The following is a 22,857-nucleotide window of genomic DNA, read 5'->3' as shown; positions in this document are numbered from 1 at the left end:
AGATCCCAATCGGTTGAACAAAGGGGACGACAAACGCGTCAACGAAAAAACAAGGGAAATCAACGCGCGCGGCCGGCGCGGCGTTCGAGGCTGTCGCCCGCCACCGTCCGGCCATGCAAAGCCTTGAATTATAAACCGTTTGGACGCCGTTGCCGCCGGAAAAGCGGCCCGCCTGGGGCGCAGACCGGCGGATTGGCGGGAAGCGGCCGCATTCGGCCCACATTGGCCCGGGATCGGCCCCGCATTCGCGCCGCATTGGCCCTGGAATGGCCGTGCGGCAGCCCCTTCCAGGGCGGAAATCAGGCGATATGCACTTCCTTGACCGGCGGCCGGTCGCCGATCCACTGCGGCAGCAGCGAGCCGAACACCATGCCGCCCAGCGAGAACAGCAGGCCGACCATCTGCGGCGGCACCGCGGCGTCGGCGAACGCGATCTCGCTGACCAGCCACGAACTCAGGCCCAGCAGGATCGCGGCCAGCCCGCCCTGGCGGGTGGCGCGCTTCCAGAACAGGCCGAAGGCCAGCGGCACGAACGACGACACCAGCGTGACCTTGTACGCATTCTCGACCATATGGAAGATCGACAGATGCGAGTTCAGCGCGAACAGCGTGACCGCCACGGTGAAGACCAGCACCACGGCCTGCATCACGCGCAGGAAGCGCCGGTCGTCCAGATGGCGGAAATACGGCCGCAGGATGTTCTCGGCGAAGGTCACCGACGGCGCCAGCAGCGTGGCCGAGGCGCAGCTCTTGATCGCCGACAGCAGCGCGCCGAAGAACATCACCTGCGCGAACAGCGGCGCGTGATCGAGGATCAGCGTCGGCAGGATCAGCTGCGAGTCGGTATTGATATAGCGCTGCACCATCGCCGGATCGATCAGCGTGGCCGAGTAGGCCAGGAACATCGGGATGAAGGCGAAGCAGAAGTACAGCACGCCGCCCAGCACCGAGGCGCGCGCGGCGATATGTTCGGTGCGCGACGAGGTGACCCGCTGGAACACGTCCTGCTGCGGGATCGAGCCGAGCATCATCGTAAACAGCGCGGCGGCAAAGCCGATGATCTGGATCAGGTCGAGCTCGGGCAGGAATTCGAACTTGCCGGCCGCGGCCGCGTGCGACACCACCGCCGACACGCCGCCGGCCTGGCCGCTGACCTCGTAGCCGATGTACAGCATGCCGATCACGATGATGATCATCTGGATGAAGTCGGTGATCGCCACCGACCACATGCCGCCGAACAGCGTGTAGATCAGCACGCTGGCCGCGCCGATCATCATGCCGGCGTCCTGCGACAGCGCGCCGTCCGAGACGGTGTAGAACACCAGCCCCAGCGCCTTGATCTGCGCGGCGACCCAGCCGAGGTAGGACACCACGATGCACAGCGTGGTCAGGATCTCGGCCAGGCGCCCGTAGCGGTTGTGGTAGTAGTCGCCGATCGTCAGCAGGTTCATCCGGTACAGCGGACGGGCGAAGAACAGGCCGACAAGGATCAGGCACAGCGACGAGCCGAACGGATCGGACACGACGCCGGACAGCCCCTCCTTCAGGAACACCGCCGGGATGCCCAGCACGGTCTCGGAGCCGAACCAGGTCGCGAACACGGTGGCGGTGACCACGTAGAACGGCAGGCTGCGGCCGGCCACGGCGAAGTCGGTCGTGTTGCGCACGCGCAGTGCGGCCCACAGGCCGATGCCGACCGAGATTACCCAGTAGATGATGACAAACCAGATCAGCATGCTGCTGCCCTATCCCAAAAGCCCAGAGGCCAAGAAACCGAATGGCGGACGGCGGCAAAGGTGCGCGCGCCCGCAGTCCAATTCATCGGTCGGGGCCGCGTGGGTGGCGGATCGGGTGCCCTGGGAGGAGCACTGGCCTGCGGTCGTAGCCGAATCGAAACGCGGATTATAGCGATGCAAGCGACGATACAAGCGCGCTGTGCCAAAAAAATCAGCAGCGGCGCCGCTGGGTCGGGCCGGACGGGTTCGGCGGCCGCGCTCGGCCAAACCCTCAGCCGAACCAGTCCACCAGCTGCGTCATCACCAGCGCGATGGTCACGGCGCCGCCCAGCAGCAGCCCGATCGCCAGCATCCGGTTGGTGCGGCGCTGCTCGACCACCAGCGCCGCCAGCAGCCGGTCCTGCTGACTGTTGTTGACCAGCGCGCGGCGCTCCAGGAACTGGTGCGCCAGGCGGGGGAAGTCGGGCAGCATCTTGGCCCATTGCGGCGCCTCGACCTGGATGCGCTCCCAGGCGCCGCGCCAGCCGACCTGCTCGTGCATCCAGCGCTCCAGGTACGGCTTGGCGGTCTTCCACAGGTCCAGGTCCGGATCGAGCTGCCGGCCCAGGCCCTCGATATTGAGCAGCGTCTTCTGCAGCAGCACCAGTTGCGGCTGGATCTCGACGTTGAAGCGGCGCGAGGTCTGGAACAGCCGCATCAGCACCATGCCGAGCGAGATTTCCTTCAGCGGCTTGTCGAAGTACGGCTCGCAGCAGGCGCGCACCGCGCTCTCCAGCTCCTCGACCCGGGTCTGCGGCGGCACCCAGCCCGATTCCACGTGCAGCAGCGCGACACGGTGGTAATCGCGGCGGAAGAACGCGATGAAGTTCTGCGCCAGGTAGTTCTTGTCGAACTCGGACAGCGCGCCGACGATGCCGAAGTCCAGCGCGATATAGCGGCCGAAGGTCTCGGGCTGCACCGACACCAGGATGTTGCCGGGGTGCATGTCGGCGTGGAAGAAGCCGTCGCGGAACACCTGCGTGAAGAAGATCTCGACCCCCTCCTCCGCCAGCCGATGCAGATCCACGCCGGCGGCCTTCAGCGATTCGGTGCGCGAGATCGGGATGCCGTGCATCCGCTCCATCACGAACACCTCGCTGCTGCAGAAGTCCCAGAACACTTCGGGCACCAGCAGCAGTTCGGTGTCCTGGAAGTTGCGGCGCAGCTGGCTGGCGTTGGCCGCCTCGATCATCAGGTCCAGCTCGTCGTGCAGGTACTTGTCGAACTCGGCGACCACCTCGCGCGGCTTGAGCCGCTTGCCGTCGGCCGAGACCCGCTCGATCCAGATCGCGACGTCGCGCATCAGCGCCAGATCGCTGTCGATCACCGGCAGCATGCCCGGGCGCAGCACCTTGACCGCGACCTCGCGGCCGCGATGCGGGCCGGCCTTCAGCGTGGCGAAGTGCACCTGCGCGATCGAGGCGCTGGCCACCGGCTGGTGCTCGAAGGTCTCGAACAGGTGCGTCAGCGGCCGGCCCAGCGAGCGTTCGATGATGGCGACCGCGACGGCCGGATCGAACGGCGGCACCTGGTCCTGCAGCAGCGCCAGTTCATCGGCGATATCGGCGGGCAGCAGATCGCGCCGGGTCGACAGCACCTGGCCGAACTTGACGAAGATCGGTCCCAGCCGGGTCAGCGCCAGCCGCAGCCGCACGCCGCGCGGCACCGTGTCGAGCTTGCGGCCGATGGTGATGACCCTGACCAGCAGGCGGATATGCCGGTTCTGGAAACCGGACAGCACCAGCTCGTCCAGGCCGTAATAGAAGATGACAAAGGCGATCTTGCAAAGGCGCAGGAAACGGGTCATGCAGGTCTTTTTGGTAAGCCGGCCGGATCGGGGCGCGCTGTTTGCGCGGCCTCGCCGCCGGCCAGGCGGATTCGTTCAGCGGTTCGGCGGTTCGGCGGCTCAGCGATGCGCGGACGGCAACCTGGCCTGGCCTGGACCCGCGCCGCGCTCCAGCTTCTCCAGCCGCTTCTCCAGCCGTGCCAGATCGTCACGCAACGCGGCCACATCGGCGCGGAAATCGTCCAGCGCGGCATGGCGGACCAGCGTCGGCTGTTCGTCGAGCAGATATTCGGTCACGTTGTCGACCAGCGCCCGTCCGACCCGGAGCGCGCCGGCATGGGCCTGCTGCGCGCCGTCGACCAGCCGCTGCGCGACGCTGTCGCCGACGGTGCCGCCCATCACGGCACGCAAGGCCCGGGCCAGATCCTCCGCGGCATCCCAGCGCAGGCTGCGCGCCAGCGTCGACACGGTATTGGCCAGCTCGGCATCGCCCTCGAGCCGCACATGGCGCATCGCGGCGGCCTGTCCGCCGGCGGCGACGTCGGCCACCACCAGCGGCCACTGCTGCAGCGGCACGGCGATGGTCACCGCGGGCGGCGGCGCATCGGCGGCGGCCAGCGCCACCATGCCTTGCGCGTCGATCCGCAAGGCCATCGCGAAGGCGGCGGCATCGAAGCCGATCACGCGGCCGGCATAGGGCGTCAGCAGCTTGCGCGCCCACGGCTCCTGTTCCAGCAGATGATTGAGCGCGGCGACGATGGGGCCGGCCAGCGCGGAAGGAAGAGTGTTCATGGCGTGATGGGGCGGACCACGCCGGCCAGGCCGGCGCCAATGAAAAAGGCCCACGCGCGTTGGCGCGTGGGCCTCCATTCTAAGCCAGCGCCGGGCACATCACGCCGCACCCGGGCATCGGCTCTCAGCAGCGCATCGGCGAACTCAGGATTCCTGCTGGATCCCCGCCAGCACCCAACCGCCGGCGCCGCTGGCCGGCTTGGCCAGGTTCCACACCTCGGCGAACGGCTGGGCGGCCTCGCCTTCGTTCTCGCGGATCATGCCGCTGAAGCGCACGCTGGCCACATGCTGGCTGTCGGTGGTTTCGATGCCCAGCAGCGTCGCGTCGAGCGTGACCACGTCGGTGTGGTTGCCCTGCGCGCCGCGATCGCCCAGATCCATCTTGATCTCGGCAAACATTTCCGGCGTGGTGAACTCGCGGATGTCGTCGAGGTTGCCGGCGTCCCAGGCGGCCTGCAGACGCACGAAGTACACCTTGGCGTTGCGCAGGAAGGCTTCGGTATCGAAGTCGGCGGGCACGCCCCAGGGCTGGACGCCCTGCGGCTGCTGTTCGGCGGCCGGCTGCAGCGCTGCCTGGGTCGACGGTTGCGCCGACGGTTGCAGCACCGGCTCGCGCATCATCGGCTCCTGGCCGCGGTCGAAGCCGCTGCGGCCGAGATCGGCCCGGCCGGCGCCCGGCGCGGCACCCGCACCGGCACCCGCATACGCCGGCTGCGGACGCTTGGCGCCGCCGCGGAACTTGCGGATCAGCCAGATCGCGATAAAGGCCAGCGCCGCGATCAGGATCAGGTTGGACAGGAAGGTCAGCGCGGCGCCGCCCAGGCCGAACTGCGACAGCAGCCAGCCGATACCCAGGCCGGCGGCGATGCCGCCGAGGATGCCGCCCCAGTTGCGGCGCGGCGCGGCGGCTGCGGCGGCGCCGGCACCGGCCGTGGCCGGCGCCGCCTGCTGCGCCGGCTGCTGTGCCTGTTGCTGAGCCGGCGTCTGCGGCGCCTGCTGGCGCTGCTGGGTCACGTTGGACGACTGCTTGCCGAAGCTGCGCGAACCGCCCATGCGCTTGGCTTCCGCATCGAAGACCATCCCGAAGGCCAGCATGCCGGCCAGCGACCCCGCCAGGAATTTTCCGCGAATATTGGACATGATTCCTTATCCCCTTTTATTGCGCCGCAATTGGCGCTGATTCAGTACTTCCTGCCGACGTGCAAAGCCACGACGCCAGCCGTCAGGTTGAAGTATTCGACGTTTTCCAGCCCCGCTTGTTCCATCAACCGCACAAGAGAATCCTGGTCGGGGTGCATGCGGATCGACTCGGCCAGGTAGCGGTAGCTGTGGGCGTCGCCCGCGACACGCTGGCCCAGCCACGGCAGCACCTTGAACGAGTAGACATCGTACGCCTTCTCCAGCGGCTTCCAGACCTTGGAGAATTCCAGCACCATCACCTTGCCGCCCGGCTTGGTGACGCGCCGCATCTCGGCCAGCGCCCGCTCCTTGTGCGTCATGTTGCGCAGGCCGAAAGCCACGGTGACCAGGTCGAAATGGTTGTCGGGAAACGGGATCCGCTCGGCGTCGCACAGGCAGGTCGGCGTCACGATGCCGTCGTTCAGCAGCCGGTCGCGGCCGACGCGCAGCATCGATTCGTTGATGTCGGTCAGCCAGACCTCGCCGCTCGGGCCCGCCTGGCGGGCGAAGGCCTTGGCCAGGTCGCCGGTGCCGCCGGCGATGTCGAGCACCTTGTAGCCCGGGCGCACGCCCGCCTGGGCGATCGTGAACAGCTTCCACAGCCGGTGCATGCCGCCCGACATCAGGTCGTTCATCAGGTCGTACTTCGACGCGACCGAGTGGAACACGCCGGCAACCTTGCTCGCCTTCTCGGTCTCGTCGACCTTCTCGAACCCGAAGTGGGTCTCGCTCATCGCTGGGCTCCAGAAATCCAGTGTGGGGCAGTGGGGGACGGCCGGCGGCTCAGTGATGGCCGCAGCCGTGGCCGTGTGCCGCGGCGGGCGCCATCGGCGTGTCGCGATCGGCGCCGGCGGCCTCCAGCCGCCGCAGATAGTCCTGCCACAGCGCGTCCTGCTCGGCGCCGAGGCGGTACAGGAGGTCCCACGAATAGATGCCGCTGTCGTGGCCGTCGGAGAAGCGGATCAGGATCGCATAGTTGCCCACCGGCTCGACCGCGGTCACGGTGACATCGCGCTTGCCGGTCTGCAGCACCTCCTGGCCCGGGCCGTGGCCCTGCACTTCGGCGGACGGCGAGTAGACCCGCAGGTATTCGAACGGCAGCCGGAAGCTGGCGCCATTGTCGAAGCCGATTTCCAGCACGCGCGATTGCGTGTGGACCGTCAGCGCGGTGGGATGCGGGGTATCTTTTTCCAGTCCTGCCATGATTGTCGGCGCTAGCCGTGTTGGCGCAGACCCGGGCCGAGCGAGGGGCTCACGCGCCGAGTTCACGCTTCTTGTACGACCCGATAGCTTACCGCACGCGACCCGCCTTGCCCATCCTCGAGCGCCGGACGGGGCGCGCCGGCCTCTGCCGCCCGGTCATCGGGCTGCACGCTCCCGCGCTCGGGCAGGTAGCGCAGCCGGCGGTTGTGGAAGGCCGCGACCGTGCTCCGATGCGCGATGCTGACGATCGCCGCGCCGGGCAGCGCATCGACCATCAGCTGGTACATCGCGCGCTCGGTCTCCTCGTCCAGCGCGCTGGTGGCCTCGTCGAGGAACAGGAAATCGGGCTTGCACAGCAGCGCGCGCGCAAACGCCAGCCGCTGCTGCTCGCCGGGCGAGAGCCGCAGCGCCCAGTTGTCGAATACATCGAGCTGGTTGGCCAGCGCGCCGAGCTGGGCCTGGCGCAGCGCGTCGCGCAACGCCTCGGCCGGGTACGCGTCGCCGGCCTGCGGATAGGACAGCGCGTCGGCCAGCGTGCCGATCGGCAGATAGCTGCGCTGCGGCAGGAACAGCGTGCGCGAGGCCGGCGGCATCGACACCGTGCCGCTGCCGTACGGCCAGATCCCGGCCAGCGCGCGGAACAGCACGCTCTTGCCGCAGCCCGACGGGCCGGTCACCAGCCAGCGCTCGCCGCGCGCGATCGTCAGCGAGAACGCCGACACCAGCGGCCGCTTGACCACCGGCAGGCCCGGGCCGCCGATGACCGGCAGCGCCAGCGCGAGCGCATCGATCTCGATCCGGTCGCGCTCGCCGGCGCGCGCGTCGCCGACGTTGACCTGAATATCGTGCTCGCCGTCGTGCAGCCGCTCCTGCCGCTGCGCCTCGCGAATCGCGTGCTGGAAATCGATCAGACGGTTCGACGCGGCCTTCCAGCCGACCAGCGTCGCGTAGTTGTCGACGAACCAGGACAGCGCGCCCTGGACCTGGGCGAACGCGGTCGACATCTGCATCAGCCCGCCCAGCGTCATCTTGCCGGCGAAATAGCGCGGCGCGGCCACCAGGATCGGGAAGATGATGGCGAACTGGCCGTAGCCGGAACTGATGAAGGTCAGCCGCCGCGTATAGAACATCAGCTGGTTCCAGTTGACGCGGATCTGCTCGAAGCGCGCGCGCAGCCCGGCCTGCTCGGTCGGCTCGCCGCGATAGAGCGCGACCGGCTCGGCGTTTTCGCGCAGCCGCACCAGCGAGAAACGGAAGTTCGCCTCGTATTGCTCCTGCTGGAAGTTCAGGCCGATCAGCGGGCGGCCGATCCAGTGCGTCAGCAGCGAGCCCAGCACCGCGTAGCCGCCGGCGAACCAGACCATATAGCCGGAAATCGTCATCGTCGAGCCGCCCAGCGCGAAGCTGATCGGCCCGGACACGGCCCACAGGATGCCGACGAAGGACACCAGCGTGACCACCGAATTGAGCAGGCCGAGCGACAGCGACAGCGCGCCGTCGGTAAACAGCCGCAGATCGTCGGCCAGGCGCTGGTCGGGGTTGTCGGTCGCGTGGGTCTGTTCGATGCGGTAGTAGGCCTGCCAGGCCAGCCACTTGCCGAGGAACTGGTTGGTCATCCAGGTCCGCCAGCGCATCTGCAGCATCATCGTGTAGTACTGGCGGAAGATCGCCGCGACGATGAAGCAGGCCGCGATCATGCTGAACCGCAGCAGCAGCTCCTTGAAGGAGGCGTAGTCGCGCTGCTCCAGCGCGTTGTAGAACACGCGGTTCCACTCGTTGAGCAGCACGTTGATGTAGACGATGCCCAGGTTCAGCGCCACCAGCAGCAGCAACAGCCCGAGCCCGGCCTTGCGGTCCTCGGATTTCCAGTAGGGCTTGATCAGCGCCCAGGTCGCGCGAAAGCGCAGGCGGCTCTGGATCTGCAGCTCGCGGGCCGGAACGGCCGGACCGGGCACGGTGGCGGTGGTAGGCGTGGACATGAATGACGGCAGGCGTTAGGAACAACAGGCATCAGACGGCGGCGAAACCGCCCGGGTTCCGCGCGGCGGACCGGCGGGCATTCAGGGCCCAATCAGCACGCAGTCACCACGCAAGCAGAACGCGTCGCCTGCTCACTCGGCTGACAGCGCGGCCAGCGCGGCGCGCAGCGCCGGCAGGCGCGCCTGCAGCGCCGCGATGCGGCCGGCGTCGGGCTCGCGCTGCGGCGCGGCCCAGACCGCCTCGGGGAAATGGGTGTCCCAGCGATAGCGCGGAATGATATGCCAGTGCAGGTGCGGCACCATATTGCCGAAGGCGGCCAGATTGATCTTGTCGGGCGCCATCGCGTCGCGCACGGTGCGCTCGACCCGGGCCACCAGCCGCATCAGCCAGGCCTGGTCGGCCTCGGACAGATCGGTCTGCTCGGCCACGTGGTCCTGCCAGACCACGCGGCAGAAGCCGGGAAAGCGCTCGTGCTCGACCAGGATCACGCGAGCGCGCTGGGCCGGATCCTGCCAGACCAGCTCGCCGCCCTCGCCTTCGCACAGCGGGCAGCCCGCCACGCGAGCCGGGCCCTGCCCCACGGCGCTCACACCAGAACCCGTTCGATGCCGCCCGCGTTGGCCGCGGCGACGTAGTCGGGCATCCAGTTCTCGCCCAGCAGATGGCGCGCCATCTCGACCACGATGTAGTCGGCCTGCACCGAGGCGTCCTCGTTGTAGCGCGACAGCCCCTGCAGGCACGACGGGCAGCTGGTCAGGATCTTGACGTCGCCGTCGAAGCCGTCGGCGCGCAGCTTGCCGGCGCCCTTGCGCATTTCCTCTTCCTTGCGGAAGCGGACCTGCGTGGAAACGTCCGGACGCGTGACCGCCAGCGTGCCCGATTCCCCGCAGCAGCGCTCGTTCTTCTCGATGTTGCCGGCCTCGCCGTTGCCGCCCATCAGCTGGTTGACCAGCCTGGTCGGGTCCATCGTCTTGATCGGCGTGTGGCAGGGGTCGTGATACATGTAGCGCGCCCCGGTCACGCCCTCGAGCTTGACGCCCTTCTCCAGCAGATATTCGTGGATATCGACGATGCGGCAGCCCGGGAAGATCTTCTCGAATTCATAGCCGGCGAGCTGGTCGTAGCAGGTGCCGCAGCTGACCACCACCGTCTTGATGTCGAGGTAGTTCAGCGTGTTGGCGACCCGGTGGAACAGCACGCGGTTGTCGGTGACGATCTTCTCGGCCTTGTCGAACTGGCCGGTGCCGCGCTGCGGATAGCCGCAGCACAGATAGCCCGGCGGCAGCACGGTCTGCACGCCGACGTGCCACAGCATCGCCTGCGTGGCCAGCCCCACCTGCGAGAACAGCCGCTCCGAACCGCAGCCCGGGAAGTAGAACACCGCCTCGCTCTCGACCGACGTGGCCTTCGGATTGCGGATGATCGGCACGATCTCGTTGTCTTCGATATCGAGCAGCGCGCGCGCGGTCTTCTTGGGCAGGTTGCCCGGCATCTTCTTGTTGACGAAGTGGATCACCTGCTCGCGCACCGGCGGCTTGCCGACCGTGGCGGGCGGATGCGCGGTCTGCTTGCGCGCCAGCGTCTTCATCAGCTCGTTGCCGGCGCGCTGCGCCTTGTAGCCCCAGTCCATCATGACCTTGCGGGTCATGTTGATGGTCTGCGGATTGGTCGCGTTCAGGAAGAACATCGCCGCCGCGGTGCCGGGGTTGAACTTCTTCTGCCCCATCTTGCGCAGCAGGTTGCGCATGTTCATCGACACGTCGCCGAAGTCGATCTTGACCGGGCACGGCGTCACGCACTTGTGGCAGACGGTGCAGTGGTCGGCCACGTCCGAGAACTCGTCCCAGTGCTTGATCGACACGCCGCGGCGGGTCTGCTCCTCGTACAGGAAGGCCTCGATCAGCAGCGAGGTCGCCAGGATCTTGTTGCGCGGGCTGTACAGCAGATTGGCGCGCGGCACGTGGGTCGCGCACACCGGCTTGCACTTGCCGCAGCGCAGGCAGTCCTTGACGCTGTCCGCGATCGCGCCGATGTCGCTCTGCTGCATGATCAGCGACTCGTGCCCCATCAGGCCGAACGACGGCGTGTAGGCATTGCGCAGGTCGGCGCCGGGCAGCAGCTTGCCCTTGTTGAAGCGGCCCTGCGGATCGACGCGCTGCTTGTACTGGCGGAAGTCGCCGATCTCTTCCTCGGTCAGGAACTCGAGCTTGGTGATGCCGATGCCGTGCTCGCCGGAAATCACGCCGTCGAGCGAACGCGCCAGCGCCATGATGCGGGCCACCGCCTTGTGGGCGTCCTGCAGCATGTCGTAGTCGTCGGAGTTGACCGGGATGTTGGTGTGCACGTTGCCGTCGCCGGCGTGCATGTGCAGCGCGACGAAGACGCGGCCGCGCAGCACCTGCTTGTGGATCTTCTGCGCCTCGTCGAGGATCGGCTTGAACTCGCCGCCGTTGAAGATCTTGCGCAGCTCCGCGCGCAGCTCGTTCTTCCACGACACGCGGATCGTGCGGTCCTGCAGCAGATGGAACACCGCGGCATCGGGCTGCTGCGCCAGGCGCGCCTCGAAGGCCGGTCCCAGCAGGCCCAGGCCGTGGCCGATCAGCGCGGCGCGCGCCTGCGTCAGCGGCGTGTCGAGGTTGTCGCGCAGATACATCCAGCGCGCGCGCACGTCGCGCAGCAGCGTCAGCGCCTGCTGCACGCGGTCTTCCAGCAGCTCGGCGCTCGGGATCTCGTTGGCGTCGTCGCTGCGGCCCAGCGGCAGGTTGCCGCGCGCGAAGAACGTTTCGAGCTCGTCGGCGAGCTTGAGCTTGTTCTTGATCGACAGCTCGATGTTGATGCGCTCGATGCCGTCGGTGTATTCGCCCATCCGGTTCAGCGGAATCACCACGTCTTCGTTGATCTTGAAGGCATTGGTGTGCCGCGCGATCGCGGCGGTGCGCGAACGGTCCAGCCAGAACTTCTTGCGCGCCTCGGGGCTGATCGCGACGAAGCCCTCGCCGCTCTTGCCGTTGGCCATGCGAATCACTTCCGAGGTGGCGCGCGCGACCGCGTTCTCGTCGTCGCCGACGATATCGCCGATCAGCACCATCTTCGGGAAGGCGTTGCGCTTGCTCTTGGTGGCATAGCCGACCGCGCGCAGATAGCGCTCGTCCAGATGCTCGAGGCCGGCGAGAATCGCGCCGCCCGGCGTCTTCGACTCGATATCGAGGAAGTCCTTGATCTCGACGATGCTCGGAATCGCGTCGCGGGCCTGGCCGAAGAACTCCAGGCAAACGGTGCGGATATGGCGCGGCATCCGATGCAGGATCCAGCGGGCGCTGGTGATGATGCCGTCGCAGCCCTCCTTCTGCACGCCCGGCAGGCCGGCCAGGAACTTGTCGGTGACGTCCTTGCCCAGCCCTTCCTTGCGGAACTTGCGGCCCTCGATCGCCAGCGTCTCGCTGCGCAGCAGCTTCTCGCCCGGCGCGCGATTGCCGTCGAACCACTTCAGCTCGAAGGTGGCGACCGGCACGTCGTGGATCTTGCCCAGGTTGTGGTCCACGCGCGTGACCTCGAGCCAGTTGCCCTCGGGATCCACCATGCGCCACCAGGCCAGGTTGTCCAGCGCGGTGCCCCACAGCACGGCCTTCTTGCCGCCGGCGTTCATCGCGACGTTGCCGCCGATGCAGGACGCGTCGATCGAGGTCGGATCGACCGCGAACACCAGGCCGGCCTTGTCGGCGGCATCGGCGACGCGGCGCGTCACCACGCCGGCGCCCGAGAAGATGGTGGCGACCTTGCCCTGCACGCCAGGCAGCTCGGTCTCTTCGACCGGCCCCAGCTGCTCGAGCTTCTCGGTATTGATCACCGCGGACAGCGGCGTCAGCGGCACGGCGCCGCCGGTATAGCCGGTGCCGCCTCCGCGCGGAATGATGGTCAGGCCCAGTTCGAAGCAGCCCTTGACCAGCCCGGCGATCTCTTCCTCGGTGTCGGGGGTCAGCACCACGAACGGGTATTCGACGCGCCAGTCGGTGGCGTCGGTCACGTGCGACACGCGCGAGAGCCCGTCGAACTTGATGTTGTCCTTCTGCGTGACGCGGCCCAGCACGCGCAGCGCGCGCTTGCGCAGCTCGTAGGCGTCGGTGAACTCGCGCTTGAATTCGTCGATCGCCTGGCGGGCGAAGGTGACCAGCTGCTCGACGCGATGCGAGCGGTCCTCGGCGGCCGGCTCGGCATGTTCGGCGCGGTCGGCGGCGCGGCGCTTCTCGATCTCGGCCAGGCGGTGATGCAGCGCGGAGATCAGCATCTCGCGGCGCTTGGGGTTCTCGAGCAGGTCGTCCTGCAGATACGGGTTGCGGCGTACCACCCAGATATCGCCCAGCACCTCGTACAGCATCCGCGCCGAACGGCCGGTGCGGCGCTCGCCGCGCAGCTCGTCCAGAATCCGCCAGGCCTCCTCGCCCAGCAGGCGGATCACGATCTCGCGGTCGGAAAAGGAGGTGTAGTTATAGGGGATCTCGCGCAGGCGCGGAGGGGCGTCCTGCGCGGCGAGCTTGGCGTCGAGCACGAGTGGGGCATTCATGGGCGGGACCGCGGCATGCGGCGCACGGGGACGGTGCGCCTGTCGTCAACTAAAGCGCGATTGTACTGCAAGGGGCCGTTTTGCCGCGGCGCAGCAATCCCATACCCGCGCTGGGGACAGGGCTGGCGGCCGCCCGTGGCGCCGCGCGGTCAGAACCAGGTCTTCATGCTGTCGCCCAGCCGCTGCCAGAAACTGTCCGGAATCCACAGCAGCGCGCTGGTCATCGCCAGATAGCGCAACAGCTTGCCGACCGCCATGTAGCCAAGGCTCCGCCAGAACGGCAGCCGCAGCCAACCGGCCAATGTGCATAGTGGATCACCTAACATCGGCAACCACGACAGCAGCAGCGTCTTCGGGCCGAGCCGGCGCATCCACCGGAAGTAGCGCGCGTCCAACGGCGGCTTGCGCGGCTTGCGCGGGTGCTTGCGATGCTCGGCATGCTCGCGCTCGTGCTCGCGGTGCTGGCGCCGCAGGTGGTAGCGCACCAGCGCCAGCTTGGCCGCATAGCCGAGCCACCAGTCGATGGCGCCGCCGGCCGTGTTGCCGGCGGTGGCCACCAGCAGGGCCGGCCAGAACATGTCGGGGTTGAGCTTGATATAGCCGAACACCGCGGGCTCGGAGCCGACCGGCAGCAGCGTCGCCGACAGCAGGCTGACGAGGAAGATCGCGCTCAGTCCTACCTTGGGCAGCGCGGCGGTTTCGAACAGCCAGTCGATCAGGCCTTCCATCAATGCGGTCGTTCGTTGGTGGGGTTCGAGACGGAGATGGCGGCCGGCGCGAACGAACGCGGCGGCGCGGATGTCCGCGGCTGCGTGCGGTCCCGCTCGCGGCCGGCCATTCTAGCAAGGCCCGGCGGGGCAACCCGCATGGCACACCCCATTGATTTGTGATTTACTGTTAGAGCCTTTGCCAGCCTATGGTTCACTGGCCGGCAGGTGCGACGGATCGCCCGTCGCCCGCAGTCGCCTGCAGTCGCTCTGGCACTCGATCGAGCAGTCGATCTGCCTGGACCGCTGCACGATCGCTGCACCAATCGCTGCACCAAAATCGCTGCACCACTATCACGAAATAGCCGCGTCCCAACAAGCGGCAGCCACGCGCCGTAGCCTGTTCCGGGCAGCCATCGCGCATTTTCGGGATACACGCGGGATGTTCGGAGCCGGCCATGTGCGTCCACCCACATGGAGACCAGCATGGCGATTCCGATCCGCCTGACCGTCAACGGCAAGTCCGTCGACGCCCAGGTAGAACCCCACACCCTTCTCGTCCAATTCCTGCGTGAACAGCTGCGCCTGACCGGCACCCATGTCGGCTGCGACACCGCGCAATGCGGCGCCTGCACCGTGCATCTGGACGGCCGGGCGGTGAAGTCGTGCAACCTGCTGGCGGTGCAGGCGGAAGGTAGCAAGGTGACCACCATCGAAGGGCTGGCCCCCGACGGTGAACTGCATCCGATGCAGGCCGCCTTCCGCGACTGCCACGGCCTGCAATGCGGTTTCTGCACGCCGGGCATGGTGATGAGCGCCACCGCGCTGGTGCAGGAGCGGCCGAACGCCGACGCCGCGACGATCCGCGCGCATCTGGACGGCAATCTGTGCCGCTGCACCGGCTACCACAACATCGTGCGCGCGGTGCAGCAGGGCCAGGCCGCGATGGCCGGCGCCCCCGCCGTCCCCGCGCCCGCCGCCGCTTCCGCCGAGTAAGGACGAGCCCGCCATGAACGCACCCGAGACCCCACGGCTGGTCGGCGCCTCCGTCAAGCGCAAGGAAGACTACCGCTACCTGACCGGCATCGGCCAGTACACCGACGACATCGTGCAGCCGCAGCAGAGCTACGGCTATTTCGTCCGCTCGCCCTATGCGCACGCGCGCATCCGTTCGATCGACACGCGCGAGGCGATGGCCTCGCCGGGCGTGATCGGCGTCTTCACCGGCGACGACATGGCGGCCGACAAGGTCGGCGGCCTGCCCTGCGGCTGGCTGATCCACAGCATCGACGGCTCGCCGATGAAGGAGCCCCCGCATCCGGTGCTGGCCCAGGGCAAGGTCCGCCATGTCGGCGACCAGGTCGCGCTGGTGGTGGCCGAAACGCTGCAGCAGGCGCGCGACGCCGCCGAGAAGATCGAGGTCGATTACGAAGAGCTGCCGGCGGTGGTACGCACCGCCGACGCGACCTCGGCCACCACGCTGGTGCACGACGACGTGCCGGCCAATACCTGCTACGTCTGGGGCCACGGCGACCGCGCCGCCACGGACGCCGCCTTCGAGAAGGCCGCGCACGTGACCACGCTGGAGATCGTCAACAACCGGCTGGTACCCAACGCGATCGAGCCGCGCGCGGTCAACGCCAGCTACAACCGCCAGGACGACAGCTACACGCTGTACGTCGCCAGCCAGAACCCGCACGTCGAGCGGCTGCTGATGGGCGCCTTCGTGCTCGGTCTGCCGGAATCGCGGCTGCGCGTGATCGCGCCCGACGTCGGCGGCGGCTTTGGCTCGAAGATCTTCCTGTATCCGGAGGACGTCGCGCTGACCTGGGCCGCGAAGAAGGTCAAGCGGCCGATCAAGTGGACCGCCGAGCGTTCCGAGTCCTTCCTGACCGATGCCCACGGCCGCGACCATGTCACGCGCGCCGAGCTGGCGCTCGATGCCGACGGCAAGTTCCTGGCGATGCGGGTCCATACGACCGCCAATATGGGCGCCTACCTGTCGACCTTCGCCTCCAGCGTGCCGACCATCCTGTACGCGACGCTGCTGGCCGGCCAGTACGCGACGCCGGCGATCTACGCCGAGGTCACCGCGGTGTTCACCAATACCGCGCCGGTCGACGCCTATCGCGGCGCCGGGCGTCCCGAGGCGACCTATGTGGTCGAGCGGCTGGTCGAGACCGCGGCGCGCGAGCTCGGCATCGATCCGGCCGAACTGCGCCGCCGCAATTTCATCCGCAGCTTCCCCTATGCCACCCCGGTCGGCCTGACCTACGACACCGGCGACTACGAGCCCTGCCTGCAGCGCGCGCAGGAACTGGCCGACGTGGCCGGCTTCCCGGCGCGGCGCGACGAGGCTCAGCGGCGCGGCAAGCTGCGCGGCCTCGGCTATTCGTGCTACATCGAAGCATGCGGGCTGGCGCCGTCGAATATCGCCGGCGCGCTCGGCGCGCGCGCCGGCCTGTTCGAGGTCGGCGAAATCCGCGTGCATCCGACCGGCACCGTCACGGTCTTCACCGGCTCCCACAGCCACGGGCAGGGACACGAGACCACCTTCGCGCAGGTGGTGGCCGACCGGCTCGGCATCCCGCTCGACGCGGTCGAGGTGGTGCACGGCGACACCGGCCGCGTGCCGTTCGGCATGGGCACCTATGGCTCGCGTTCGCTGGCAGTGGGCGGCTCGGCCATCGTCAAGGCGCTCGACAAGATCGAGGCCAAGGCAAAGCAGATCGCTGCGCATCTGCTCGAAGCGTCGGCCGATGACATCGAGTTCGGCAACGGCGTGTTCCGCGTGGCCGGCACCGACCGCAGCAAGACCTTCGGCGAGGTCGCGCTGTCGGCCTATGTGCCGCACAACTACCCGCTGGACCGTCTCGAGCCCGGCCTGAACGAGAACGCCTTCTACGACCCGACCAACTTCACCTATCCGTCCGGCGCCTACGTCTGCGAGGTCGAGGTCGACCCGGACACCGGCGAGACGCAGGTGGTCAAGTTCACCGCGGTCGACGACTTCGGCAACATCATCAATCCGATGATCGTCGAGGGCCAGGTCCACGGCGGCATCGGCCAGGGTCTGGGACAGGCGATGCTGGAGCAGTGCGTCTACGACGGCGACAGCGGCCAGCTGCTGACCGGCTCGTACATGGACTACGCGATGCCGCGCGCGGCCGACCTGCCCGACTTCACCGTCGAGACCGCGCAGGGCACGCCGTGCACGCACAACCCGCTGGGCGTCAAGGGCTGCGGCGAGGCCGGCGCGATCGGCTCGCCGCCGGCCTTCATCAACGCGCTGATCGACGCACTGTCGCCGCTCGGCGTGCGCGACCTGCAGATGCCGGCCACCCCGCACCGGGTCTGGCAGGCGATTCACGCGGCTGGGCAGAACGCGGGAACGCAGGCAGGCACGCAGCCCACCCAGGCCCGGACCATCTGACGCGCGAGGAGACTTCCATGTACGCATTCCAGTTCCAACGCGCGACCGATGCCCAGGCCGCGGCCGCGCTGCTGCGCAGCGACCCCGACGCCAAGATCGTGGCCGGCGGGCAGAGCCTGATCGCCGCGATGAAGCTGCGCCTGGCCGCGCCATCGACGCTGGTCGATATCAACCGCATTCCCGGCATCCGCGACATCCGCGTCGAGGGCGACACGCTGGTGATCGGCGCCGGCGCGCGGCACGCCGATGTCGAGGCGCACCCCGAGGTGAAACGCCGGCTGCCGGCGCTGGCGTCGCTGGCCGGCGGCATCGGCGACCGCCAGGTGCGCGCGCTCGGCACGCTCGGCGGCTCGATCGCCAACAACGATCCGGCCGCCTGCTATCCGGCCGCGGTGCTCGCGCTGAACGCCACCGTCGTGACCGACCGCCGCAGCATCGCCGCCGACGACTTCTTCGTCGGCATGTACGAGACCGCGCTCGAGCCCGACGAGCTGATCACCGCGGTGCGCTTTCCCTGTCCGCGCGAGGCGGCCTACGTCAAGTTCCGCAATCCCGCCTCGCGCTTTGCGCTGGTCGGCGTGATGGTGGCGCGTGGCTTCGGCGCAGCCGGGGGCGCAGGCGGCAATGGCAGCGGCGGCGGCGACGTGCGCGTTGCCGTGACCGGTGCCGCCGACGCGGTGTTCCGCTGCGAGCCGCTGGAGCGGGCGCTGTCGGCCGACTTCAGCGCGGCGGCGGCGCGCGCCGTGACGATCCCGACCGAGGGCTTGAACGACGATCTGCACGGCTCGGCCGAGTACCGGGCGCATCTGATCCCGGTGCTGGCCGCGCGCGCGGTCGAGCAGGCGCTGGGGCAGTCGCAGACGTCCTGAGGATGGACGGCGGGCCGGCTCGCCGGTCCGCCGTCTCGCCACGGCGTCCTGTCCGCGCCCCGTTCTCGCCCTGCCGCCCGGCTCCGCCCGCCTGCCACGTCGAACCTCGCCTTCATGCTGCCCGAATCGATCGACCAGACCCTGACGCTGCTCCAGCGCGAGCAATACTTCGCCGACCGCGAGACCGCGACCGTGCTGTTCCTCGCGCTGAAGATGCAGCGCCCGCTGTTTCTCGAGGGCGAGCCCGGCGTCGGCAAGACCGCGCTGGCGCAGGCGATCGCCGCGGGCCTCGGCACGAAGCTGTTGCGGCTGCAGTGCTACGAGGGGCTCGATGCGGCCAGCGCGCTGTACGAGTGGGACTATCCGCGCCAGATCATGGCGCTGCGGCTGGCGGAGGCGCGCGGCGAGCGGCCCGAGGCGCAATCGCTGTACCGCGACGAATTCCTGCTCAAGCGCCCGCTGCTGGAGGCGCTGCTGCCCGACCCGGCCGCGCCCGCGGTGCCGCGCGTGCTGCTGATCGACGAGATCGACCGCGCCGACGAACCGTTCGAGGCCTTTCTGCTCGAGGTGCTGTCCGAATACCAGGTGTCGATTCCCGAGATCGGGCGCATCGCCGCACAGCGCCCGCCGCTGATCGTGATCACGTCGAACCGCACGCGCGAGGTGCACGACGCGCTCAAGCGCCGCTGCCTCTATCGCTGGATCGGCTATCCCGAGCGCCAGCGCGAGCTCGATATCGTCGCGGCGCGCGCCCCGGAAGCGGCCGCGGCGCTGCAGACGCAGGCGATCGACTTCGTGCACCGGCTGCGGGGCATCGATCTGTTCAAGGCCCCCGGCATCGCCGAGGCGATCGACTGGTGCCGCGCACTGGCCGCGCTCGGCGTGACCGAGCTCGATCCCGATTCGGTACGCGACACGCTCGGGGTCCTGCTCAAGTATCAGGACGATCTCGCGCGCGTCGACGGGCCCACCGTGGCCGAACTGCTGGCCGGCACGCCGACGGAGCCGGCCGGGGAGCGCTGAGTGACGCCGCGCCCGCCAGCCGATGCGAAGCCTTCGGTGCCGATGCCGGCCCGGCCCGCAACGGGACCGGACGGCCCGACGGCGCTGCCGGTGCTCCCGGTGCTCCCGGTGCTGGCGCGCAATATCACCCATTTCGTACGGCTGCTGCGCGGGGCCGGCCTGCCGCTGTCGCCGGCGCAGGCGGTCGACGCGCTGCAGGCGCTGCGGCATGTCGATCTGGGCCGGCGCGACGAGGTGCGCGCCACGCTGGCCGCGCTGATGCTGTCCGGCCCCGATCAACGGCCGCTGTTCGACGCCGCCTTCGATCTGTTCTGGCGCGATCCCGACTGGGAGGGCAAGCTGCGCGCGCTGCTGCTGCCGCGCGTCGAGGCCGGCGCGCCGCCGCCCCGCCGCAGCAACCGGCTCGCCGATGCGCTGGCCGCGCGCGAGCCGCCTGCAGCGAAATCTGCGGCCGATGAGCCGGCCGTCGAGCGGATCGGCGCGGTGCTGACCTTCTCCGCGCAGGAACGGCTGGCGCAGCGCGACTTCGACACGCTGTCCGCCGATGAATGGCGCGCGCTGCAGCACCTGATCCGCTCGCGCCGCACCCATCTGGCCACCGAACGCACGCGCCGGCTGCGCGCCGCCACCCACGGCACCCATGCGGACCTGCGCGCCAGCGCGCGGCTGGCGGTGCGCCAGCACGGCGAATGGCTGCGCTGGAAATACCGCCGTCATGCCGAGCGCCGTCCGCCGCTGGTGCTGCTGCTCGATATCTCGGGATCGATGAGCCAGTATTCGCGCGCGGTGCTGTACTTCTGTCATGCCCTGATGCAATCGCGCGAGCGGCTGTCGGTCTTCCTGTTCGGCACGCGGCTGACCAATATCAGCCGCGCGCTGCGCGAACGCGATCCCGACGATGCGGTCGAGGCGATCGCGCAGCAGGTGCGCGACTGGGCCGGCGGCACGCGCATCGGCGCGGCGCTGGCGACCTTCAATCGCCAGTGGGCGCGCCGCACGCTGGCGGGCCGCGCCACCGTGCTGCTGGTCACCGACGGGCTCGACCACGAACGGATCGATCTGCTCGGCGACGAGATGGCGCGTCTTCGGCGTTTCGCCCATCGGATCGTCTGGCTGAACCCGCTGCTGCGCTACGCCGGCTTCACGCCGCAGGCGCGCGGCGTGCAGGCGATCCTGCCGCATGTCGACGCGCTGCGCCCCGCCCACAATCTGGCCAGCCTGTTCGCGCTGGAATCGCTGCTCACGGCGCCTTTGGCCCGCCGAGCCGCCAACACCAAGGAGAACCCCGCACCATGGAAATGACCCAAACCCACCGGCTGCCGGTGCCGCAGCAGGTCGCCTGGGAGGCGCTGAACGACACGGCCCTGCTCCAGCATTGCATTCCGGGATGTGAGAGTATCGAGCCCGATGGCGACAACGCCTATCTGCTGAGCATGACGGCCGCGGTCGGGCCGGTGAAGGCGAAGTTCAAGGGCCGGATGGCGCTGCAGGACATCCAGGCGCCGGACAGCTATACCATCGCGTTCGACGGCCAGGGCGGCGCGGCCGGCTTCGGCAAGGGCACCGCGAAGGTGCGGCTGGACCCCGATGGCGACGAGACGGTGCTGTCGTACACGGTGCAGGCGCAGGTCGGCGGCAAAATCGCGCAGATCGGCTCGCGTCTGGTCGATGGCGCGGCGCGCAAGATGGCGGACACCTTCTTCACGCGCTTTTCCGAGGCGGTCAGCGGCGGGCAGGCAGCCGACGGTGAACCTTCGGCGGGTGAGCCGACCCAAGCCACTGCCGCGGGCGCCGAACAGGCGGGCGAACAGACAAGCGAACAAGCAGGCGAACAAACGAAACGGAAGCGATCATGGACAGCGTGGATCTCGAAGTCCTGAAAAGCAGTGTGCGCTGGACCGCCGAAGGCCACCGCACGCTGCTGGTCACGGTAGTCAGGACCTGGGGCTCGTCGCCCCGCCCCGAGGGCGCGATGCTGGCGGTGCGCGACGACGGGCTGGTGGTCGGCTCGGTGTCGGGCGGCTGCATCGAGGACGACATCATCGACCGCGTCCGGCGCGAGGGCATCGCGGCCCGCGCCCCGGAGGCGATCAAGTACGGCATCAGCGCCGAGGAGGCGCACCGCTTCGGTCTGCCGTGCGGCGGCACTATCGAGCTGGTGGCGGAGCCGGTCTCCGCCGACAGCGGTCTGGCCGAGCTGCTCGACGCGGTCGAGAACGGCAAGCTGGTGACCCGCACGCTCGACATGGCGACCGGCAGGGCCACGCTGGGCCCGGCCGAGGCCACCGACGGCCTGACCTTCGACGGCCGCACGCTGGCGACCATCCACGGGCCGCGCTACCGGATGCTGGTGATCGGCGCCGGGCAACTCTCCAAGTACCTGTGCCAGATCGCGGTGGGCCTGGGCTTCCAGGTCACGGTCTGCGATCCGCGCGAGGAATACACCGAGACCTGGGACATTCCCGGCGTCACCATGGTGCGCACGATGCCGGACGACACCGTGATCGAGATGAAGCTGGACGAGCGCAGCGCGGTGATCGCGCTGACGCATGATCCGAAGCTCGACGATCTGGCGTTGATGGAGGCGCTGCGCACGCGCGCCTTCTATGTCGGCGCGCTGGGCTCGCGCCGCAACAACCAGGCGCGGCGCGAGCGGCTCAAGGAATTCGATCTGAACGACGCGCAGCTGGCGCGGCTGCATGGCCCCGTCGGCATCTACATCGGCAGCCGCACGCCGCCCGAGATCGCGATCTCGATCCTGGCCGAGGTGGTGGCGGCCAAGAACCACGTGTCGTTGCCCGACATCCTGCAGGTCGAAGGCGCCAAGGCCGCGCGCGAACTGGCGGCCAACGAGGCCAGCGCATGCAGTCCGGGCCGCTGATCGATTCCGATCTGCCGGCCGGCATTCTGCTGGCCGCGGGCTACGGCCGGCGCTTCGACCCGAGCGGCGCGCGCAACAAGCTGCTGCAGACGCTGCCGGACGGCCGCACCGTGGCCTGGCACAGCGCCCGCGCGCTGGCCACCGCGCTGCCCGGCGCGCTCGCCGTGGTGCGGCCCGGGATGGCGGATCTGGAACGGGAACTGACCGACGGCGGCTGCAAGGTGCTGGTGTCGGCGAGCGCCGAGGCCGGCATGGGCGCCGCGCTGGCGGCGGCGGTGCAGGACAGCGCGCAGGCGCGCGGCTGGCTGGTGGCGCTGGCGGACATGCCGTGGCTGCCGGTCGAACTGATACGCGCGGTGGCCCTGAGCATCGCCACGCCGGGGACCGCCGCCGACGCGATCGCCGCGCCGTGGCGCGACGGCCGCCGCGGCCATCCGGTCGCCTTCGGCCCGGCCTGGCGCGATGCGCTGCTGCGGCTCGACGGCGACGAGGGCGCGCGCGCCCTGCTGCAGGGCCAGGCGGTAACGCGCATCCTGACCGATCACGACGGCGCTTTCCGGGATATCGATACGCCAGAGGATCTGGGTTGACAGGTAGCGGCTGAACGCGCCGCCTGCCCTCTCCCCCAACCCCTCTCCCGCAAGCGGGAGAGGGGAGAAATGCCGTGG

At 69.0% G+C, this 22,857-nt stretch carries 18 protein-coding genes; 8 read left to right on the top strand and 10 right to left on the bottom strand.

Annotation, left to right across the window (positions count from 1 at the left end):
* Window positions 1-299: 299 nt before the first annotated feature.
* The 10 genes from J5T34_RS01770 to J5T34_RS01725 all read right to left on the bottom strand — a co-directional run bounded on the left by J5T34_RS01770 (window position 300) and on the right by J5T34_RS01725 (window position 14,004).
* Window positions 300-1,736 (bottom strand): sodium:solute symporter family protein, encoded by a 1,437-nt coding sequence (locus J5T34_RS01770; RefSeq protein ID WP_208578096.1) that lies wholly within the window; start codon window positions 1,734-1,736, stop codon window positions 300-302.
* Between the two features lie 271 nt (window positions 1,737-2,007).
* A complete protein-coding gene (ubiB, locus tag J5T34_RS01765; protein ID WP_208578094.1) occupies window positions 2,008-3,582 on the bottom strand; it encodes a ubiquinone biosynthesis regulatory protein kinase UbiB in 1,575 nt (524 codons plus the stop codon).
* A gap of 99 nt (window positions 3,583-3,681) precedes the next feature.
* Entirely contained in the window at window positions 3,682-4,353 is a 672-nt protein-coding gene (locus J5T34_RS01760) for a ubiquinone biosynthesis accessory factor UbiJ (protein ID WP_208578085.1), read from the bottom strand.
* Between the two features lie 144 nt (window positions 4,354-4,497).
* Window positions 4,498-5,493 carry a Tim44 domain-containing protein gene (locus J5T34_RS01755; protein WP_208578082.1) on the bottom strand — a complete coding sequence of 332 codons (996 nt, stop codon included), beginning with the start codon at window positions 5,491-5,493 and terminating at the stop codon, window positions 4,498-4,500.
* Window positions 5,494-5,534: 41 nt separating this feature from the next.
* Window positions 5,535-6,266: a bifunctional demethylmenaquinone methyltransferase/2-methoxy-6-polyprenyl-1,4-benzoquinol methylase UbiE gene (gene ubiE, locus J5T34_RS01750; RefSeq protein ID WP_208578080.1), complete on the bottom strand. Its 732-nt coding sequence runs from the start codon at window positions 6,264-6,266 to the stop codon at window positions 5,535-5,537.
* A 49-nt stretch (window positions 6,267-6,315) separates the two neighbouring features.
* Complete coding sequence (locus J5T34_RS01745) at window positions 6,316-6,735, bottom strand: gamma-butyrobetaine hydroxylase-like domain-containing protein (RefSeq protein ID WP_208578078.1); 420 nt, start codon at window positions 6,733-6,735, stop codon at window positions 6,316-6,318.
* Window positions 6,736-6,797: 62 nt separating this feature from the next.
* A complete protein-coding gene (locus tag J5T34_RS01740; protein ID WP_208578076.1) occupies window positions 6,798-8,714 on the bottom strand; it encodes an ABC transporter ATP-binding protein/permease in 1,917 nt (638 codons plus the stop codon).
* A gap of 132 nt (window positions 8,715-8,846) precedes the next feature.
* Window positions 8,847-9,305 (bottom strand): HIT family protein, encoded by a 459-nt coding sequence (locus tag J5T34_RS01735; protein WP_347880627.1) that lies wholly within the window; start codon window positions 9,303-9,305, stop codon window positions 8,847-8,849.
* Entirely contained in the window at window positions 9,302-13,276 is a 3,975-nt protein-coding gene (locus tag J5T34_RS01730) for a DUF3683 domain-containing protein (RefSeq protein ID WP_208578074.1), read from the bottom strand. The genes J5T34_RS01735 and J5T34_RS01730 overlap by 4 nt, the downstream gene beginning before the upstream one ends.
* A gap of 149 nt (window positions 13,277-13,425) precedes the next feature.
* The gene (locus J5T34_RS01725) at window positions 13,426-14,004 is read right to left on the bottom strand and encodes a YqaA family protein (RefSeq protein WP_208578072.1); all 579 of its coding nucleotides are present in this window, start codon (window positions 14,002-14,004) and stop codon (window positions 13,426-13,428) included.
* A gap of 465 nt (window positions 14,005-14,469) precedes the next feature.
* Here J5T34_RS01725 and J5T34_RS01720 point away from each other — a divergent pair, with 465 nt between their 5' ends.
* The 8 genes from J5T34_RS01720 to J5T34_RS01685 all read left to right on the top strand — a co-directional run bounded on the left by J5T34_RS01720 (window position 14,470) and on the right by J5T34_RS01685 (window position 22,779).
* Complete coding sequence (locus J5T34_RS01720; RefSeq protein ID WP_208578070.1) at window positions 14,470-14,979, top strand: (2Fe-2S)-binding protein; 510 nt, start codon at window positions 14,470-14,472, stop codon at window positions 14,977-14,979.
* A gap of 13 nt (window positions 14,980-14,992) precedes the next feature.
* Complete coding sequence (locus tag J5T34_RS01715; RefSeq protein ID WP_208578067.1) at window positions 14,993-17,416, top strand: xanthine dehydrogenase family protein molybdopterin-binding subunit; 2,424 nt, start codon at window positions 14,993-14,995, stop codon at window positions 17,414-17,416.
* A 17-nt stretch (window positions 17,417-17,433) separates the two neighbouring features.
* Window positions 17,434-18,285: an FAD binding domain-containing protein gene (locus J5T34_RS01710; RefSeq protein ID WP_208578065.1), complete on the top strand. Its 852-nt coding sequence runs from the start codon at window positions 17,434-17,436 to the stop codon at window positions 18,283-18,285.
* A gap of 114 nt (window positions 18,286-18,399) precedes the next feature.
* A complete protein-coding gene (locus J5T34_RS01705) occupies window positions 18,400-19,308 on the top strand; it encodes an AAA family ATPase (RefSeq protein WP_208578063.1) in 909 nt (302 codons plus the stop codon).
* Window positions 19,309-19,350: 42 nt separating this feature from the next.
* Complete coding sequence (locus J5T34_RS01700) at window positions 19,351-20,610, top strand: vWA domain-containing protein (protein WP_208578135.1); 1,260 nt, start codon at window positions 19,351-19,353, stop codon at window positions 20,608-20,610.
* A complete protein-coding gene (locus J5T34_RS01695; RefSeq protein ID WP_208578061.1) occupies window positions 20,601-21,188 on the top strand; it encodes a CoxG family protein in 588 nt (195 codons plus the stop codon). Before J5T34_RS01700 ends, J5T34_RS01695 begins: the two co-directional genes overlap by 10 nt.
* Window positions 21,161-22,189, top strand: a complete 1,029-nt coding sequence (locus J5T34_RS01690; RefSeq protein ID WP_208578059.1) for an XdhC family protein — start codon at window positions 21,161-21,163, stop codon at window positions 22,187-22,189. Before J5T34_RS01695 ends, J5T34_RS01690 begins: the two co-directional genes overlap by 28 nt.
* On the top strand, window positions 22,171-22,779 hold the full coding sequence (locus tag J5T34_RS01685) for a nucleotidyltransferase family protein (RefSeq protein ID WP_208578057.1): 609 nt from the start codon (window positions 22,171-22,173) through the stop codon (window positions 22,777-22,779). The genes J5T34_RS01690 and J5T34_RS01685 overlap by 19 nt, the downstream gene beginning before the upstream one ends.
* The last annotated feature ends 78 nt before the right edge of the window (window positions 22,780-22,857 follow it).

Source organism: Cupriavidus gilardii, assembly GCF_017598945.1.
Lineage (GTDB): Bacteria > Pseudomonadota > Gammaproteobacteria > Burkholderiales > Burkholderiaceae > Cupriavidus > Cupriavidus gilardii_E.
The sequence above is the reverse complement of the archived record's forward strand: the minus strand, read 5'-3'. Positions and strand labels throughout refer to the sequence as shown.